Source organism: Actinomyces sp. oral taxon 897, assembly GCF_002999235.1.
Lineage (GTDB): Bacteria > Actinomycetota > Actinomycetes > Actinomycetales > Actinomycetaceae > Actinomyces.
The window spans coordinates 731,475-748,878 of the sequence record NZ_CP027236.1 but is presented as its reverse complement, the minus strand read 5'-3'; the positions used below and the strand labels follow the sequence as shown (position 1 = coordinate 748,878).

General features: G+C 72.5%; 13 protein-coding genes. 4 read left to right on the top strand and 9 right to left on the bottom strand.

What is annotated here, in order from left to right:
- Positions 1–123 precede the first annotated feature (123 nt).
- The 4 genes from C3V41_RS03045 to C3V41_RS03030 form a co-directional block, all read right to left on the bottom strand.
- A complete protein-coding gene (locus C3V41_RS03045; protein ID WP_174714749.1) occupies positions 124–2,193 on the bottom strand; it encodes a PTS beta-glucoside transporter subunit IIBCA in 2,070 nt (689 codons plus the stop codon).
- 184 nt (positions 2,194–2,377) lie between these two features.
- Positions 2,378–3,907, bottom strand: a complete 1,530-nt coding sequence (locus tag C3V41_RS03040) for a glycoside hydrolase family 32 protein (protein WP_106109050.1) — start codon at positions 3,905–3,907, stop codon at positions 2,378–2,380.
- Between the two features lie 75 nt (positions 3,908–3,982).
- Complete coding sequence (locus tag C3V41_RS03035; protein WP_106109049.1) at positions 3,983–4,219, bottom strand: hypothetical protein; 237 nt, start codon at positions 4,217–4,219, stop codon at positions 3,983–3,985.
- A complete protein-coding gene (locus tag C3V41_RS03030; protein WP_106109048.1) occupies positions 4,216–5,427 on the bottom strand; it encodes an inorganic phosphate transporter in 1,212 nt (403 codons plus the stop codon). The genes C3V41_RS03035 and C3V41_RS03030 overlap by 4 nt, the downstream gene beginning before the upstream one ends.
- Before the next feature lie 264 nt (positions 5,428–5,691).
- On the opposite strand from C3V41_RS03030, the gene C3V41_RS03025 reads away from it, so the two are divergent.
- A complete protein-coding gene (locus C3V41_RS03025; RefSeq protein ID WP_106109047.1) occupies positions 5,692–7,275 on the top strand; it encodes an Hsp70 family protein in 1,584 nt (527 codons plus the stop codon).
- Between the two features lie 85 nt (positions 7,276–7,360).
- Here C3V41_RS03025 and C3V41_RS03020 read toward each other — a convergent pair whose 3' ends face one another.
- From C3V41_RS03020 to gndA, 5 genes are all read right to left on the bottom strand, one after another.
- Entirely contained in the window at positions 7,361–7,936 is a 576-nt protein-coding gene (locus tag C3V41_RS03020) for a MerR family transcriptional regulator (protein WP_281433028.1), read from the bottom strand.
- A gap of 347 nt (positions 7,937–8,283) precedes the next feature.
- Positions 8,284–8,925, bottom strand: coding sequence for a transcriptional regulator FtsR (gene ftsR / locus C3V41_RS03015; protein WP_106109046.1), 642 nt, complete (start codon positions 8,923–8,925; stop codon positions 8,284–8,286).
- Between the two features lie 101 nt (positions 8,926–9,026).
- Entirely contained in the window at positions 9,027–9,470 is a 444-nt protein-coding gene (locus C3V41_RS03010; protein ID WP_106109045.1) for an FHA domain-containing protein, read from the bottom strand.
- Positions 9,471–9,572: 102 nt separating this feature from the next.
- On the bottom strand, positions 9,573–12,224 hold the full coding sequence (gene pepN, locus C3V41_RS03005; protein ID WP_106109044.1) for an aminopeptidase N: 2,652 nt from the start codon (positions 12,222–12,224) through the stop codon (positions 9,573–9,575).
- 108 nt (positions 12,225–12,332) lie between these two features.
- Entirely contained in the window at positions 12,333–13,817 is a 1,485-nt protein-coding gene (gene gndA, locus C3V41_RS03000; RefSeq protein ID WP_106109043.1) for an NADP-dependent phosphogluconate dehydrogenase, read from the bottom strand.
- 202 nt (positions 13,818–14,019) lie between these two features.
- Here gndA and zwf point away from each other — a divergent pair, with 202 nt between their 5' ends.
- From zwf to pgl, 3 genes are read left to right on the top strand one after another with little or no spacing between them, the layout of a single operon-like run.
- Positions 14,020–15,579, top strand: a complete 1,560-nt coding sequence (zwf, locus tag C3V41_RS02995; RefSeq protein ID WP_106109042.1) for a glucose-6-phosphate dehydrogenase — start codon at positions 14,020–14,022, stop codon at positions 15,577–15,579.
- Positions 15,576–16,571: a glucose-6-phosphate dehydrogenase assembly protein OpcA gene (locus C3V41_RS02990; RefSeq protein ID WP_106109041.1), complete on the top strand. Its 996-nt coding sequence runs from the start codon at positions 15,576–15,578 to the stop codon at positions 16,569–16,571. The genes zwf and C3V41_RS02990 overlap by 4 nt, the downstream gene beginning before the upstream one ends.
- Entirely contained in the window at positions 16,568–17,380 is an 813-nt protein-coding gene (pgl, locus tag C3V41_RS02985; RefSeq protein WP_174714748.1) for a 6-phosphogluconolactonase, read from the top strand. Before C3V41_RS02990 ends, pgl begins: the two co-directional genes overlap by 4 nt.
- Positions 17,381–17,404: the final 24 nt, after the last annotated feature.

The following is a 17,404-nucleotide window of genomic DNA, read 5'->3' as shown; positions in this document are numbered from 1 at the left end:
CCCGGCGTGGGCAGGGACAGACGCCAGCCGGGCTCGCGTGCCGTCCCGCCGTCGGGCACAGGTGTGGGGAGGCCTGACAGATCGCAGGCCTCCCCACATGTCCATCGATGGAGAGCTGTTGCCTCAGACCTTGGCGGCAGCCTCGGCCGGGGCCACGGAGTAGAAGGCGTCGCCCAGGTTGACCTCGGTCGGGGAGGTCTCCGAGACGCCCCCGAACTTGGTGGCGTTGGACACGACGACCGGGGTCACCGTCTCGTAGCCGGCGGCCTTAATGGCCGCCCAGTCCACGTCCACCAGGGGGGTGCCGCGGCGGACCTTGTCACCGGCCTTGACGTGGGGGGTGAAGCCCTTGCCGTCGAGCTTGACGGTGTCCATGCCCACGTGGATGAGCAGCTCGACGCCGCTGGCCGAGCGCAGCCCGTAGGCGTGGCCGGTCGGGAAGGCGACGAGCACCTCGCCGTCCACCGGGGAGACCACCGGCCCGGAGTCCGGGACGATCGCCATGCCCGGGCCGAGCAGGCCCTGGGAGAAGGTCGGGTCGGCGACCTCGCTCAGCGGCACCGAGCGGCCCTTAATGGGGGCGGTCACGGTGAGGTCGTGCGCGGCCTCGGCCGGGATCTCCACGGGAGCGGCCTGGGCGGCCGCACCGTCCGCCGGGGCGCCGTCGTCACCGGCCAGGGAGGCCTTGCCCTTGGGGGTACTGGCGTAGAACAGGGCCCCGGCGAAGGAGATCACGAAGGTGATCACCTCCAGGACCAGGTACATGGGGATGTCCTCGGTGCGGATGGACACGAAGCCCACGAAGCCGGCAGCACCCAGGGAGGCGCCACGCACCCCGAAGAGGGCCACGCCGGCGGAGCCAATGGCGGCCGCGCCCATACCTACGAAGAAGGGCCAGCGCAGGCGCAGGTTGACACCGAAGATGGCGGGCTCGGTGATACCGAAGATGGCCGACATACCACCGGCCCCGGCCAGGCCCTTCATCTTGGCGTCCCGGGTGCGCAGGAAGACCGCCAGGGCGGCGGCGCCCTGGGCGACATTGGCCATGGAGGCAATGGGGAAGATAAAGTCTCCGCCGGTTCCGCTGTTCTGGAGCTCGGTAATGAGCGGGAGCTCGACGGCAGGGAAGGACTGGTGCAGGCCGGTGACCACAATGGGCGAGTAGAACAGACCGAAGATGAGGCCGCCGATGACGCCCAGGGTGTTGAACGTCCAGTTCAGTCCGTCCGTGATCCACACGGAGAGCTGGCGGGTGAGGGGGCCGACCGCCACGAAGGTGAGGAAGCCGGTCACCAGCATGGTAATGAGCGGGGTCAGGAGGAAGTCGGTGGTACCCGACAGGCGCTTGTGGAGCCACTTCTCAATGACCGACATAATAAAGGCCACGCAGATAATGGGGATGACCATGGCCTGGTAGCCAATCTTATCCACATGGATACCGAACAGGTACCAGGCGCTAGCAGCCGGGATCGACCCCTTGGCCGACAGGTCGGCAATGCAGCTGGCGTCTGTCAGGGCGCAGTCCGTACCGATGCCCTGGTACAGCCAGAAGTTGTTGGCGGCCGCGTCATTGGCCATGGAGTAGGCGCTGAGCAGGGAGCTGGAGACCATGGCCGCGCCCATGGCGGCACCGAGGTAGACGTTGCCGCCGAAGCGCTTGGCCGCCGAGAAGCCCACCAGCACGGGCAGGAAGGCGAAGGGGGCGGCGGAGATGAGGTTAATGAGGTCGGCGTAGTCCTTGAGCCACTTCATCTGGTCCACGAGGGACTGCTCGCCAAAGAGGCCCTTGGCCTGGAGCACGTTGTTAATGGCCATCATGAGGCCGCCGGCGATAAGGGCCGGAAGGATCGGGACGAAGATGTCCGCGATCATCTTGATAAAGCGCGAGAAGAGGTTGCCACTCTTGGCGGCCTCCTCCTTGGCCTCGTCCTTGGAGACCTCCCGCACGCTGTGGTCCTTGACCATGTGGTCGAACACCTGGTCCACGTCACCAGGGCCGACAATGATCTGGAACATGCCGCCAGCCAGGAAGGTGCCCTTGAGGTCGGGATCCTTGTCGAGGGCCGCCTGGTCGACCTTGTCCATATCGTTAATGACCAGACGCAGGCGGGTCGCGCAGTGCGCCGCCGCGTCAATGTTGTCTGCGCCGCCGAGGTACGTCACGACGTCTCTGGCGACTCGGGCGTGATCCATAGCCACCCGGGTGTCCTTTCTCTGTAGGCCTGCGCTCAGCGCCGCGTCCTTGGGGCGTGCGGTTGTGAGGGGTCGGGGACGTCCCGCCGCAGACCGTGTGTCAATCGTTGGTCACAGTACTTGCGACCGCCCGGTCTTGCAACCGAAGATCACAAGTGAGTTGCATCACGTATGGGTGTGCGTGTCAGTCCCTCGCCTGGAGGGACACGACCCGCATCTGGGCACCGCCACTGCTCAGCAGCGAGACGCCTGACGTGCCAGGTGTCACAAACGAGCGTAGCGCGAAAACCGTCTCCCCGTCTGCCGAGACGATCTCCGTGACCGAGCGGTCGTGGAGGACCTCCAGGACGGAGTCGGCGCCCGGGGGCAGGGTGACCACCCGGCGGGCGCCGTGCTGGGTGTAGCGGGAGGTCGAGCGGTCCACCACCAGGGAGCCGTCCTCGATGGTGACGTCCACGTGGCAGTCCGCGGTGCCAATGCGCACCCCCCACGTGGGAGCGGGGCCACCGGCCTGGGGCCCCTCCACCCGCAGCTGCCAGGACCGGGAGCCGGACAGCTCGGGCACCGGGGTGGCCCCGGCGGTCAGGACACTGCCGGACAGGCAGCTGGTGGAGGCCCCCTCCCCCAGCTCCAGGACCGGGCGCTGGACGAGGCGCCCGCCGCGCAGCGACAGGCGCCGCGGGACGCTCAGGGCGTGGACCCAGCCGCCGGTGGACACCGAGGGCTGGTCGTCCTCGCCGGCGTTGCCCAGCCACCCCACCAGGGTGACCGCCCCCGGCTCGCTGGGGCGGCGTGCGAAGGCCTGGGGGGCGTAGAACTCAAAACCGCGGTCCACCTCGTGGAAGGTGCCGTCGCAGTCGCGCAGCTCGGTGCCCACCAGGTGGCCGACGGTGTAGGTGCAGGCGAAGACGTTCTCGTAGCCCTCCGCCTGGGGGCTGATGCCCTGCGGGCACCAGATGAGCACGTCCCAGTCCTCACCGGTGAGCTCGTCGGTGAGGCGGACGATGCCGGGGCACTCCCACATGTAGCCGAAGCGCTCGAAGGCGCCCCCGGCGTCGGGGAAGGTGAGCTCGCCCTCCAGGTCCCAGGAGAGCAGGTCGGTGGAGCGGTACAGCAGGGCCGCCCCGGTCTCGTCCTGGCGCTGGACCCCCAGCAGCATGCGGAACTGCCCGGGGGCGTCGGGGTCGCGGAAGACCTGGGGGTCGCGGTAGTGGGCGGTGTAGCCCGGCGCGTGCGTGGGGATGAGGGGGTTGCCCTCCCACTTGGTGAAGGTGACCAGGTCCCGGCTGGTGACCAGGTTCTGGCTGGCGGTGCGCTCCCCCGTCACCGGGTCCTTGAGGTTGCCGGTGAAGAAGAGCTGGTAGGGGGCGGACGCGGGGGCGGCGGGCAGCTCGGCGCCCTCCAGCACGATCGCGTTGCCCGAGTAGGCGCCGTTGGCGTCGTAGGGGGAGTCGGGCACGACGGCGGGGGCGTGGTGCTCCCAGCGGGCCAGGTCCGTGGAGGAGGTGTGCCCCCAGTACACCAGCTTGCGGTGCGGGTGCAGGGGGGTGAACTGGTAGAAGACGTGGTAGGTTCCGCCGTCCACCAGCAGGCCGTTGGGGTCGTTGAGACGTCCCACCGGCGGGGCGACGTGGAAGACGGGGTAGTCGGGGTCGGACGCAGCCCGCGAGGCGGCCACGGCGTCCTTGGCGAGTGCGGAGAGGTCCTCGGTCACATCCCCCAGGGTAGCAGTGACCGGGGCCTCATGACGCTCGTTAGGGACAATCTCTGGTCGGTTCCCCGCCCGGCCTCAGTGGAAGTAGGGGATGAGCAGCCACAGGCCGAAGAGCGCGATGGCCACGACGCACAGGATGAAGAACCCGGCCGCGACCTCCGCGGCGTGCAGGCCCTGGACCTCACCCGCCCTGCGCTTGAGGTGGATCTGGCCCAGCAGACGTACCGCCGAGGCGCAGATGACCAGGATGAATGAGGTGCCCAGGACGGTCACGCCCGTGACCAGCCCCAGGGAGGCCCAGTCCACGCTCATCGCAGCCCCTTCCCGCCCGCGGTGGCGAGCTCCTGCTTGACCTCGGCGATGCTGCGCGCGGGGCGGGCCAGCTCGGGGTCGTTCTGCTTGCCCACGACGACCTCGTTCGCGTCGTTGACGTTGGAGAAGTCCACCTTGTTGTGGTTGGCCTGGCGGATAATGAGCAGGGTCGCCGCAATGAGCAGGACGATGACGCCGACCACGCCGACCACGCCGCCCTTGACGGCGATGAAGGAGGTCAGTGCCCCGACCACCGCGGAGCAGGGCAGCGTGACCAGCCAGGCGATGCCCATCCGCCCGAAGGTGCCCCAGGAGACCTTCGAGCCCCGTCCGATGCCCGAGCCCAGGATGGAGCCGGTGCAGATGTGCGTGGTGGACAGGGCGAAGCCCAGGTGGGAGGAGGCCAGGATGGAGACGGTCGAGGCCGTCTCGGCGGCGAACCCCTGGGGGGAGTCAATGTGGACCAGGCCCTTGCCCATGGTCCGCATAATGCGCCAGCCCCCGGAGTAGGTGCCCAGCCCAATGGCCAGCCCGGCCGCGGCGATGACCCACCAGTGCGGGGAGCTGCCCGCCCCCTGATACCCGGCCGCGACCAGGACCAGGGTGATCACGCCCATGGTCTTCTGCCCGTCGGAGGTCCCGTGGGACAGGGCCACCATGGAGGCCGAGACGCGCTGGCCGTAGCGGAAGATTCCCTGGCTGTAGCGGTCCTCGGGACGCGCCAGGCGGTAGGCCAGGAAGGTGGCCAGGGCGGCGGCCAGGCCGGCCACGCAGGGGGCGATGAGGGCGGGGAGGATGATCTTGGAGACCACGGTGCCCCAGTGGACCCCCTCCAGGCCCGCGGCCACGATGACCGCCCCGATGAGGCCGCCGAACAGGGCGTGGGAGGAGGAGGACGGCAGCCCGAAGAGCCAGGTCGCCAGGTTCCACAGGATGGCCCCGGCCAGGCCGGCGAAGACCATCTCCGGGGCGGCCTGGATGAGCGCGTCGTCGAACATGCCGTGGGAGATCGTCTTGGCCACCTCGGTGGACAGCAGGGCGCCGACCACGTTGAGGACGGCGGCGACGAGCACCGCGCGCCTGGGGGTGAAGGCCCCGGTGGCCACCGCGGTGGCCATGGCGTTGGAGGAGTCGTGGAAGCCGTTGGTGAAGTCGAAGACCAGCGCCGTGACGACGACGACGACCACGATGAAGAGGGTTGTAGTCATACCAATCCCAGTCCAGAGTGCGGTCCGACGGCCTGGCGGGCAGTCCGCCGGCCGTGGTCCGTGGCCGCGTGAGCGCGGCCTGACGTCATTGTTACCAGCCGGGGCCCCGGCAGCGAAGCCAGTTCACCAACTGTTCACCTCCCCGGCGCCACGTGGTCCTTCGTCCCAGGCCCGGCCGCCTGCCGACGAACACCACACGCCGGGGCCGCGACGGGCGCCCGGAGGCTCCCGGCTTTTACGCCTCGGCACGGATAAGGTCGCCCCATGGCTGCTCCAGTCCCGACCTCAACGCCCCACCCATCCGGCCCCGACCGGGCGAACCGGGAGGGACCTGTCCTCGACATCGGCGTCGACCTGGGAACGACCCGCACCGTGGTCGCCCGCGCCGACCGCGGCAACTACCCGGTCCTGACCTTCAACGACACCGCCGGTGACCCCCAGGAGTACCTACCCTCCCTGACCGCGCTCACGCCCCAGGGACTGGTCCACGGGTTCGCGGCCCGGGCGGCGGCGCGCCAGGGCGCCCCGCTCCTGCGCAGCCTCAAGCGCGTCCTGGCCTCACCCAGGGTCACCCCCGCCACCACGGTGGAGCTGGGCGGGCGGACCTTCACGGTCCTGGAGATCCTCACTGACTACCTGCGCACGCTGCGCACGGCGGTGGAGGCCTCCCTGGGGGTCGGCATCGACCGCGCCCGGGTGGTGGTCGCGGTCCCGGCCCACGCCTACGGGGCCCAGCGCGTCCTGACCCTGCAGGCCTTCGGCGACGCCGGGTTCCCCGTGGTGGCCATGCTCAACGAGCCCAGCGCCGCGGGATTTGAGTACACCCACCGCAAGTCCGGGACGATCTCCTCGCGCAAGACCCGCGTGGTGGTCTACGACCTGGGCGGCGGCACCTTCGACACCTCCCTGGTGGACGTGCGCGGCACCTCCCACGACGTCCTGGCCTCCCGGGGCCTGTCCGACCTGGGCGGGGACGACGTGGACCTGATCCTGGCCCAGCTGGTCCTGGAGCGCGCCGGCGTGGCCGAGGAGTCCCTGAGCAACACCGAGCGCGACGACCTGCTCGACCAGTGCTGCCGGGCCAAGGAGTCGCTCTCCCCCCAGTCCCGGCGCATCCTCGTGGAGCTGCGGGGCCAGGACGTCGTCCTGCCCGTCCCCGACCTCTACGCGGCCACCGAGCCCCTCATCGAACGCTCCATCCAGACGGTCACCCCCCTCATTGACCGCCTGGACTCCGGGCGCCCGGACCTGACGGAGGTGGCTGGCATCTACCTGGTCGGCGGGGCCTCGGCCTTCCCCCTGGTCCCCCGCCTGCTGCGGGAACGCTTCGGGCGGCGCGTGCACCGCTCCCCCTACCCGGGGGCCTCCACCGCGATCGGCCTGGCCATTGCCGCCGACCAGAACTCCGGCTACGACCTCACCGACCGCCTCTCACGCGGCTTCGGGGTCTTCCGTGAGGCCGAGGGCGGGGCGCGGACCACCTTCGACGCCATCCTGACCCAGGACTCGGTCCAGGCCCGGGTGGACGGGACCGAGGGCACCGTCATCATCCGCCGCTACCCGGCGGTGCACAATATCGGCTGGTTCCGCTTCGTGGAGTGCGCCGGGGTGGACGACCGCGGGGAGCCGCGCGGGGAGCTGGCCCCCTACCAGGACGTCCTCTTCCCCTTCGACCCCGCCCTGCGTGAGGTGGAGGACCTGCGCGACGTCCCGGTGGAGCGTGCCGGCTTCGGCCCCTACATTGAGGAGCGCTACGAGATCGACTCCACGGGGGTGGTCCAGGTGAGCCTGACCGACCTGGGTGACGGCTACTCCCGCTCCTACGTCCTGGGCCGCAGGACCGCCTGAGTCCCAGGACCGGGTATAAGGACGGCGCCGCCCCACCTCTTCGGTGGAGCGGCGCCGTCCCTTACGTACCGGCTGGCCGGTGGCCTTAGGAGGCCACGCGCTGGCGCTTGGCCGCCCGGCGGGCGGCGAGCTCGTCGTCGACCTCGGGGGCGGGCTCGGCGTACTCCACGGGGAGCTCGGCCAGGGTCCCCTCGACCTCCTGCCACACCCGGCCCACCGCGATCCCGAAGACCCCCTGGCCGCCCTGGACCAGGTCGATGACCTCGTCGGCGCTGGTGCACTCGTAGACCGAGGCGCCGTCGCTCATGAGGGTAATGGCGGTCAGGTCCTCGACGCCGCGCTCGTGGAGGGCGTTGACGGCCACGCGGATCTGCTGGAGCGAGACGCCGGTGTCCAGGAGCCTCTTGACGACCTTGAGCAGCAGGATGTCGCGGAAGGAGTAGAGCCGCTGGGAGCCCGAGCCCCGGGCGCCCCTGACCGTGGGCTCGACCAGGCCGGTACGGGCCCAGTAGTCGAGCTGACGGTAGGTGATGCCGGCGACGCGGCAGGCGATGGGCCCCCGGTACCCGGAGTTGGCGTCAAGGTCGGGCAGCGGGTCACCGAAGAGCATGGCCTGGGCGCGCTGGGGCACGGCGTTGAGACTCGCGCGGGTAGCACTCATGGGCCTGCTCCTGTCATGAATCATGGGACGCACACGGGGGGCGTGCGGTGCGGCGTGGTCTACGCCAGCCACAGAGAACACATTAGGCCGCCTGGGGGCACGCCGGTCGCAAGGGCGCGCCGCCTGCACGGGTCACTCTTATCTCAACCTCGACTTGAGGTTGAGATCCGCTCTTGGGACAGCCACTTTTCCCTGCAATGAAGCCAGAGGTTAAAAAGGCGACAAACGTCAACGTGTCTTAGTTCACAAAGTGTGGTCGGAAGGTGACCTACGCCCGCGTGTCGCCCGGCATCCCGGGGCTCTACGCTCCCAGCGGAGCCCCTTGGGGGCACCCGGAGCCGACGCCCTCACCCCAGGGAGGCCACCGCCCGGTGCAGCAGGACCGCGTGGAGGTCGCTCAGGGCCTCGGCCAGCTCGGAGGCGGCGTCCTCCGCCCGGGCCGTGGAGCGCGAGCGGGTGTGCTGCACCGCCTGGTCGATCGCGTCCGCCTCCAGGTCCGCGGCCCGGCGCACCGCGCGCAGGTTGCGCAGCGGGATGCCCTTGCGGTTCACCGCCAGGGCCAGCTCGACGGTACGCAGCGCCGAGGGCCTGAAGCGGCCGTGGGCGTCAGGGGTCACCAGGCTGGCCCGTACGAGCTCGGCCACCTCCTTCTCCGTGGCACCGGTGTGGGCCGTCAGGGCCGCCAGGTCCAGGCCCTTGCCACGCAGCTCCCCGTCGGAGGCCACCACCCGGGCCACCGGCACGTGGGCGTCCTGCCCGGAGTCGAGCTTGGCCAGGCGCTCGCGGATGACGGACAGGGGAAGGTACTCCTCCCGCTGGGCCGTCAGGGCGAAGCGCAGCCGCTCCAGGTCGGCGACCGAGTAGCGGCGGTAGCCGTTGCCCACCCGGTGGGGGAAGATCAGGCCCTCGCTCTCCAGGTAGCGCACCTTGGAGATGGACAGGGCCGGGAACTCCTTCTTGAGGCGGTCCACGACCTCGCTAATGCGCATGACAGGCTCACGCGAGGCACCACGAGGCCAGGGCTGGCTCGTGGGTACCGCGGAGGCAGCGGCGTCACGCCCGTTCCCAGGACGCCGCGCGGCCAGTGCGCTCACCGGGCGACGGGACGCTGCGGACCGGGGTGGTACGTCATCCGGTACTTGCCGATCTGGACCTCGTCACCGGGGTGGAGGAACGCCTCCTCGACCCGTTCGCGGTTGACGTAGGTGCCATTGAGGCTGCCGGAGTCACGCACCGCGAAACCGCCCTGGCGGGCCAGGAAGATCGCGTGCTTGCGCGAGACGGTGACGTCGTCCAGGAAGATGTCCGCACGGGGGTGGCGTCCCACGGTGGTCTCGGCTGAGTCCAGGAGGAAACGGGCCCCCGTCGTGGGCCCCTGCTGCACCAGGAGCAGGGCGGTACCGGGGGGCAGGGCGGCGACGGCGGCCGCGTCCTGCGCGGAGAGCCCGGGGGCGATGGACTCCAGGAAGGAGCCGAAGTCGAGGAACCCAAAGACCTGGGTCGAGGAGGGATCCGGCTCGATCGGCGTCGACATCTGGTCTCCTTGGGTCGGGCGGCACGGGATGCGCCGCGGGCAGAACCACAATACCTGGCAAACCGGGGCAGGTGGGACGAGTGTGCCAGGAGTGAAGCGCCGCTAGGCGTCCGCGCTCCGCCGGCTGGCCGCGTCCCGCACCCGGACGGCCCGGTCGAGGTCATCATAGGACTTCAGCACCAGGCGACGCAGCGCGGGCGGGGCCTGCTCGTGGTCCGCCAGCCACCGCCGCACCGCCCGGAGGTCGTCCGCGTCCCCGGCGGCCGGGAAGAGCCCGGTGACCAGGCGGGTGGCGATCTCCTGGCTCCGTGTGGACCAGATCCCCTCCAGGGCCGCCAGGTAGCGGGTGGTCAGGGGCGCCGTGAGACCGCGGTGGGCGTCCACGCCAAAGGCCGCGACCAGGGCGTCCACGTGGTCGTTGCCCAGCGTCCGGTCCTCCAGCAGGCGGGCCAGGACCGCCTCCTTGACCTCCCTACGCGGGCGGGAGGAGGAGGCCTGGAGGTGGCGGGTGACGCCCAGGGCCCCCGGGTCGGCCTCCAGCTGGGCGCTGAGCTCCTCGTCGGTGACCGCGTCCAGGCGGGCCAGGGCCGTCAGGGCCCGCCAGCGCAGGTCGGCGGTCAGCTCCAGCCCGCTCAGGGCGCCGTCCAGCAGGCGGCGCACGCGCCCGGCCACCGCAGTCCCCTCCCCCGCCAGGCCTGCCTGCCCGGCGGCCGACAGCCAGGCCCGGGCACGCACCAGCTGGGCGTCGGAGCCCGGGGCGGAGGCACGCAGCAGGCCCCAGCATCCCCGGGCGGGGGCACCGCCCTGGTCGTCCCCCACCAGGCGGGCGACCAGGGCGGCCGAGCCGCCCCCGGCGTAGCGGGTGGCCGCCTGGAGGGCCTGGGACAGCAGGGTCGCCAGGGTGGCCGCCTCCGTGGTGTCGTCGGCCTGGCGCAGGACCGTGTCCACGAACGCCTCCGCCTCAAGGAGCCCGTCACGCACCAGGTTGTGCAGCATGGACCACAGCAGGGAGCGGGCCAGGGGGTCGGCCAGGTCGGCCAGGTGCGTGCGGGCCGTGGCCAGGGAGCGGGCGTCGGGACGGACGACGGCGTAGGTCAGGTCCTCGTCGTTGACCAGGACCAGGTCGGGGACGTCCAGGCCCACCGCCCCGGCCACCTCCGCCTCCCGCCCCGTCAGGGTCACCGGCAGGCGGTGGGTGCGCACCAGCGCCCCGGAGGGGTCCAGGGAGTACAGGCCCACCACGAGGGTGTGCGGACGCAGGACGTCCCGGCCGGTGGACAGGTCCACGCCCTCCTGGCGCACGGTGAGGCGGGCCACCCGCGCGTCGTGCACCTGTGTGGTGCTGCTCAGGTAGGAGGGGCCGGAGGTCCGCAGCCAGGCGTGGGCCCAGGCGCTCATGTCCCGGCCGGAGGCGTGCGTGAGCGTCTCCAGGAACTCCGACAGCTCCCCGTTGCCGAAGGCGTGCTCGGCGAACCACGTGTTCGCGGCCGCCAGGAAGCGCTCCTGGCCAACGTAGGCGACCAGCTGCTTGAGGACGGAGGCGCCCTTGGCGTAGGTGATGCCGTCGAAGGCCTGGCGGGCGGCCTCGACGTCGTGGACGGTGGCGACCACCGGGTGGGTGGTGTCGGGGCGGGTGTCCTCCTGGTAGGCCCACAGCTTGCGGGAGGAGGCGAAGGCCACCCACGCCTCGGCGTAGCCCAGCTGCTCCTCGGCCCAGGTGCCGGTGTAGTCGGCGAAGGACTCCTTGAGCCAGGTGTCCTCCCACCAGCGCGGGGTGACCAGGTCCCCGAACCACATGTGGCACATCTCGTGCAGAAGGGTGTTGGCCCGTCCCGCGTGCTGGGCGCGCGTGGCGGGCCCCCGGAAGAGGTAGGCGTCCTCCGAGAAGGTGACGCAGCCGGGGTTCTCCATGGCCCCGATGTTGTACTCCGGGACCAGGACGCAGTCGTAGGAGCCCCACGGGTAGGGGTAGGTGTAGGTGCGCTCGTACAGGGACAGCCCCCGGCCGGTGAGGTCCAGGAGCTCGTCGGCGTCCAGGTGGGCGGCCAGGCTGGAGCGACAGGACCAGGACAGGGGCACCGGGGCGGTAGGCGCGGCGGGGACCCAGGTCCCGGTCACGCGGTGCCAGGGCCCGGCCGCCAGGGCGGTCAGGTAGGTGGGCAGCGGCTCGGTGGTGGACAGGCCGGACACGACGGCGGCGCCGACCTGCCGGGTGGTGGCCACCGTCCCGTTGCCCAGGACGGTCCATCCCGCCGGGTGGGTCACCGTCAGCCTCAGGCGCGCCCTGAGGTCGGGCTGGTCCAGGCACGGCCAGGCACGGCGGGCGTCGGAGGGCTCGAAGTGGGTGTAGAGGTAGGTGGCCCCGTCCACCGGGTCGGTGAGGCGGTGCAGGCCCTGCCCGGAGTTGGAGTACCGGCCGACGGCCTGGATGACCACCTCGTGCTCCCCCGCGGCCAGGGCGGGCAGCCCCACCCGGGCGCCGTCCCAGGCCACGGGCACCGCCGCGCCGTCGAGCACGACGCGGTCCACCGACTCCCCCAGGAAGTCCGCCCACAGGCCCTCCACGTCCTGGCGGGCCACCAGGTGCAGCGTGCTGCTCACGGGGAAGCCCGTGGTCCCCGCGTCCACGGCGCCGGTGACGTCCACGTGCACGTCCAGGGCGGTCACGTGGACGACGTCGGAGCGCCACCGGGCCTCCTGGCGGGACAGGTTGGTGGGGCTGGTCAGGCGTGCGGGCGGGACGGAGAGGGTCATGAGGGCCTCGGTTCGGCAGGGGTGGGGCTCCCCCGGTGCCCCGGGGAGCCGCGTTGACGCGCCCATGCTAGAGGGCGGGCTGCCGAGGCGACGGCAGGAGGCCGGTCCCTACCGGTCCCACCTCTCCTCGGCGCGCCCCGGCGTGGCCCACAGGACGTGGTAGACGCCCTCGGGGTCGTCCACGCGGTGGTAGGTGTGCGAGCCGAAGAAGTCGCGCTGGCCCTGGATGAGGGCGGCGGGCAGGCGGGGTGAGCGCAGCTGGTCCACGTAGGCCAGGGAGGCGCAGAAGGCCGGGGCGGGCACGCCCGACCTGGCGGCGGTGGCCACGACCTCGCGCCAGGCCGGCAGGGACGCCTGGAGGCCCTGGAGGAGGCCCGGGGCGGTGAGCAGGCTGACCAGGTGGGGGTCCTGGCGGTAGGCGCGGGTGATGTCGTCCAGGAAGCGGGCCCGGATAATGCAGCCGGCACGCCAGATCCGGGCCATGTCCCCCAGGCTCACGTCCCAGCCGTACCGCGCGCTGGCGGCGGCGATCTCGTCGAACCCCTGGGCGTAGGCGGCGATCTTGGAGCCGTAGAGGGCGGCGCGCACGGCGTCCACGAAGGTGTCACGCCCGGCGGGGCTGGGGACGCTGGTGGTCCCGGGATCGATCCGGGCGGCGCGCACGGCGGCGCGCGGCCCCGGGCTGGAGGAGACGGCCCGGGCGAAGGCGGCCTCGCCGATGGCGGGCACGGCCACGCCCAGGTCCAGGGCGGTCTGGGTGGTCCAGGCGCCGGTGCCCTTCTGGCCCGCGGCGTCCACCACCACGTCCACGAAGGGCTCGCCGGTGGCCGGGTCCACCCTCTCCAGGACCTCGGCGGTGACGTCAATGAGGTAGGAGTCGAGCTCGGAGCCCCTCCAGGAGCGGAAGACCCCGGCCACCTCCGGCACGCTCAGCCCGCCCACCCGGCGCAGGAGGTCGTAGGCCTCGGCAATGAGCTGCATGTCGGCGTACTCGATGCCGTTGTGGACCATCTTGACGAAGTGCCCGGCGCCGTCGGGCCCCACGTGGGTCACGCAGGGCGTGCCGTCGGGCGCGGTGGCGGCGACGGACTCCAGGATCGGGCCGAGGCGCTCGTAGGAGTGCGCGCTCCCCCCGGGCATGATCGAGGGCCCCAGGAGGGCGCCCTCCTCGCCTCCGGAGACGCCCATGCCCACCAGGTGCAGGCCGCGCTCCCGCAGGGCGGCCTCGCGGCGCCGGGTGTCGGTGTAGAGGGTGTTGCCCGCGTCCACGACAATGTCCCCCGGCTCCAGGAGGTCGGCGAGCTGGTCGATGACGGCCTGGGTGGCGTCGCCGGCCTGGACCATGACGACCGCCACGCGCGGGCGGCGCAGGGAGGCGGTGAAGTCGGCGAGGCGCTCGGACGGGACGAAGGTCCCCTCCTGGGCGTAGCGCTCCATGAGGCGCTGGGTGCGTGCCGTGGTCCGGTTGAACACGGCGACCTCGTGGCCGTGACGGGCCAGGTTGCGAGCCAGGTTGGCACCCATGACGCCCAGGCCCACGACGCCGATGTCGGCGCTCTCGCGCTGGGGGGTGAGGCTGGTGGTCTCGCTCATGAGGAGCCTTTCTTCAGGCCGGGGCGGCTGGTGGTCCGGCCCCGGGCTGACGGGTGCCGCCGTCGGCGAGCCTACCCGTACCCGGGTGGTGCCACCGGGTGCCGGGTGCCGCCGGCTGCCGGGCGGCGGGTGAGGGGCCGGGGCCGTACAGTGGGGCGGGACCGCCCGTACCGGCAGGCCGACGCCCGTCCTAGGAAGACTCATGCCCATCTCCGCCACCGCACCGCAGGGTGTCAACCCCCTGCTCGACTCCCGCGACCTGCGTCTGCCGCGTATCGCGGACCCCTGCGTCCTGGTCATGTTCGGCATCACCGGGGACCTGGCCAGGCGCAAGCTCCTGCCCGCCGTCTACGACCTGGCCGGCCGCGGCCTGCTCTCCCCCGCCTTCTGCCTGGTGGGGGTGGGGCGGCGCGACTGGGACGACGAGGCCATGCGCTCCTACGTGGCCCAGGCGGTCCGCTCCGGGGCCCGCACGCCCTGGCGCCCGGCCGTCTGGGAGCAGCTGGCCGCCGGGATGCGCTTCGTCACCCTGAGCTCCTTCGACGACGCCGCCGCCTACGCCCGCCTGACCCAGGTGGTGGAGGACCTCGACGCCAGGCGCGGTACCGGCGGCAACCGGGCCTTCTACCTGTCCATCCCACCGGGCTGGTTCCCGACCGTCACCCAGCAGGTGGCCGCCTGCGGGCTGGTGGAGGAGGCGCCGGGCGCCTGGCGGCGGGTCATTATCGAGAAGCCCTTCGGCCACGACCGCGCCTCCGCCGCCGAGCTGGACACCCTGGTCGGACGTATCGTGCGCCCTGACGACGTCTTCCGGGTGGACCACTACCTGGGCAAGGAGACCGTCCAGAACATCCTGGCGCTGCGCTTCGCCAACACCATGCTCGAGCCGCTGTGGAACCATCGCTACGTCGACCACGTCCAGATCACCATGGCCGAGGACATCGGCATCGGCACGCGCGCTGGCTACTACGACACCATCGGCTCGGCCCGCGACGTCATCCAGAACCACCTTCTCCAGCTGCTGGCACTGACGGCCATGGAGGAGCCGACCTCCATGACCGCTGCGGCCGTGCGCGCGGAGAAGGAGAAGGTTCTGGCCTCTGTGCGCCTGGAGCGCCGCGGCGAGCTGGACCTGGACGCCACGACCGCCCGTGGGCGCTACGACGCCGGGTTCCAGGGCGGCGTCCCCGTCAAGGGGTACCTCGAGGAGGACGGCGTCGCCCCCGGCTCGCGCACCGAGACCTTCGCGGCCATCCGCCTGGAGATCGCCAACCGCCGCTGGTCGGGTGTGCCCTTCTACCTGCGCACCGGCAAGCGCCTCGCCCGCCGTGTGACCGAGGTCGCCGTCGTCTTCGAGCGGCCGCCCTTCCTGCCCTTCGACGGCGCCGCCACCGCCGGGGTGGGCGCCAACACGATCGTCCTGCGGATCCAGCCCGACGAGGGCGTCACCATGCGCCTGGCCTCCAAGGTCCCCGGCTCCCACATGGAGCTGCGTGACGTGTCCATGGACTTCGGCTACGGCGGCACTTTCAACGAGGAGTCCCCCGAGGCCTACGAACGGCTGATTCTCGACGCCCTCCTCGGCGACGCCCCGCTGTTCCCCCACCAGCGGGAGGTGGACCTGTCCTGGCGGATCCTGGATCCGGTCATCGATCGGTGGGCCGCCGCAGGCGAGCCCGACGGATACCGGCCGGGCTCGTGGGGACCGGCGTCGGCCCACCAGCTCCTCGCCCGCGACGGCCGTACCTGGAGGCGCTCATGATCACCACCCTCACCGCCACGACCACCGACGAGATCGTCTCCGTGCTCCTGACCCAGGAGGGGGCGGCCGGATCCAGCCGGGTCCTGACCCTCGTCATCGACACCTGCGCCGCCGACCTGGAGGAGGCCCTGACGGCCGCCCACGGGGCCAGCCGCGACCACCCCAGCCGGGTCGTCGCCGTCGTGGCCCCCGGGGACCCCCGGGCCGGTGCCGGTCTCCCCGGCGCCGCCGTCCCGCCCGCCAGCACCGCCCACGCCGGGCACGACGCGGGGGGCGGGCACCTCGACGCCGAGGTCCGCCTGGGCCACCACGCCGGCGCCGGGGAGACCGTGGTCCTGCGGCCCTTCGGGGAGGCGGCCAGGCACACGGACACCCTCGTGGTGCCCCTCCTGCTGCCCGACGTCCCCGTGGTCACCTGGTGGCCGGGCCCCTTCCCCGCCGTGCCCGCCCAGGCGCCGCTGGGCCGCCTCGCCCACGCCCGGATCACCAACACCCCGGCCCAGGCCGACCCGGCCGCGGCGCTGGCCTCCCTGGCGGCGGTGCACACCCCGGCGGACACCGACCTGGCCTGGACCCGTATCACCCTGTGGCGCGCCATGGTGGCCTCCGTCCTGGACCCCGCCCTGCGCAGGCAGGCGGTAGAGCACGTCGTCGTGGCCGGCGAGCCGGGCAACTCCTCGGTACGCCTCATGGCCGCCTGGCTGCACCTGCGCCTGGGGCTGCCGGTGAGCCGGACGGACGTCGCGGGCATCCGCGGTATCGCCTCCATCACCACGCGCACCACCGAGGGCGATATCACCATCACCCGCCAGGACCCCGACCGCGTCGTCATCACCAGGCCGGGGCGGGGCCAGCCGGAGGCCGTCACCATGGCCCGGCGCGAGCCGGTCACCACCCTCAACGAGGAGCTGCGGCGCCTGGCCCCGGACCTGGTCTACCAGGAGGTCCTGGCCTCCCTGGAGCAGGGGCCCGGGAAGGGGGAGCCCCGGTGAGCACCACGTCAGGTACCGGCGCGGGGGCGCGCGGCGCCGACCCCGCCGCGGCCACTGAGGCCGCAGCCGCCGCGCTCCCGGCCCCCACCGTCCGTGTCCTGGGCGACCTCGCCGCCGCCGCGCACCTGGCCGCCCAGGACACGGCCGAGCACCTGGCCAGGGCGGTGTCCGCCCGGGGCGTGGCCCACCTGGCCCTGACCGGCGGCTCGGCGGGCCAGGCCCTGGCCGGCCTCCTGGCCCAGGTCCTGCCCCGACGCCTGGGCGCGGGGCTGGGGGCCGTGCACGTGTGGCTCGGTGACGAGCGCTTCGTGCCTGCCGGGGACCCGGAGCGCAACGACCTGCTGGCCGCGGCCCTGCTCGACGCGGGGCTGGGGGACGGCAACCTCCACGCCGTGCGCGGCCCGGAGCGGGTCGCCGACGTGGAGGCCTCCGCCCGGGCCCTGGAGGCGGACCTGGACAGGTGGCTCGGCCCGCCCGGGACCGGGCGCCTGGACGTGGTCCACCTGGGCCTGGGGCCGGACGCCCACGTGTGCTCCCTGTTCCCGGGCCACCGCGCCGCCCTGGCCCAGGGGACGCGCGCCGTCGCCGTGCGCGACTCCCCCAAGCCGCCCGGCCAGCGGGTCTCCCTGACCTTCACGGCCCTCCAGGCGGCACGCTGCGTCATGGTGGTCGCCGGGGGCGCGGCCAAGGCGCGCTCGGCCGCCCTGGGGCTGGGCAGGCCCGACGTCCGGCGGGCCCCGGCCTCCTGCGGCCGCGGTCGGCAGACCCGGTGGTACCTCGATGAGGCCGCCGCGTCCCTGCTCCGCTGAGGTGCCCGGGCAGGCCGGGCGCCA

Bases quoted from the DNA above. Each gene is read 5' to 3' on its own strand.
- C3V41_RS03045 (WP_174714749.1), bottom strand. From the start codon at position 2,193: ATGGATCACGCCCGAGTCGCCAGAGACGTCGTGACGTACCTCGGCGGC.
- C3V41_RS03035 (WP_106109049.1), bottom strand. From the start codon at position 4,219: ATGAGCGTGGACTGGGCCTCCCTGGGGCTGGTCACGGGCGTGACCGTC.
- C3V41_RS03030 (WP_106109048.1), bottom strand. From the start codon at position 5,427: ATGACTACAACCCTCTTCATCGTGGTCGTCGTCGTCGTCACGGCGCTG.
- C3V41_RS03025 (WP_106109047.1), top strand. From the start codon at position 5,692: ATGGCTGCTCCAGTCCCGACCTCAACGCCCCACCCATCCGGCCCCGAC.
- C3V41_RS03020 (WP_281433028.1), bottom strand. From the start codon at position 7,936: ATGAGTGCTACCCGCGCGAGTCTCAACGCCGTGCCCCAGCGCGCCCAG.
- ftsR (WP_106109046.1), bottom strand. From the start codon at position 8,925: ATGCGCATTAGCGAGGTCGTGGACCGCCTCAAGAAGGAGTTCCCGGCC.
- C3V41_RS03010 (WP_106109045.1), bottom strand. From the start codon at position 9,470: ATGTCGACGCCGATCGAGCCGGATCCCTCCTCGACCCAGGTCTTTGGG.
- pepN (WP_106109044.1), bottom strand. From the start codon at position 12,224: ATGACCCTCTCCGTCCCGCCCGCACGCCTGACCAGCCCCACCAACCTG.
- gndA (WP_106109043.1), bottom strand. From the start codon at position 13,817: ATGAGCGAGACCACCAGCCTCACCCCCCAGCGCGAGAGCGCCGACATC.
- zwf (WP_106109042.1), top strand. From the start codon at position 14,020: ATGCCCATCTCCGCCACCGCACCGCAGGGTGTCAACCCCCTGCTCGAC.
- C3V41_RS02990 (WP_106109041.1), top strand. From the start codon at position 15,576: ATGATCACCACCCTCACCGCCACGACCACCGACGAGATCGTCTCCGTG.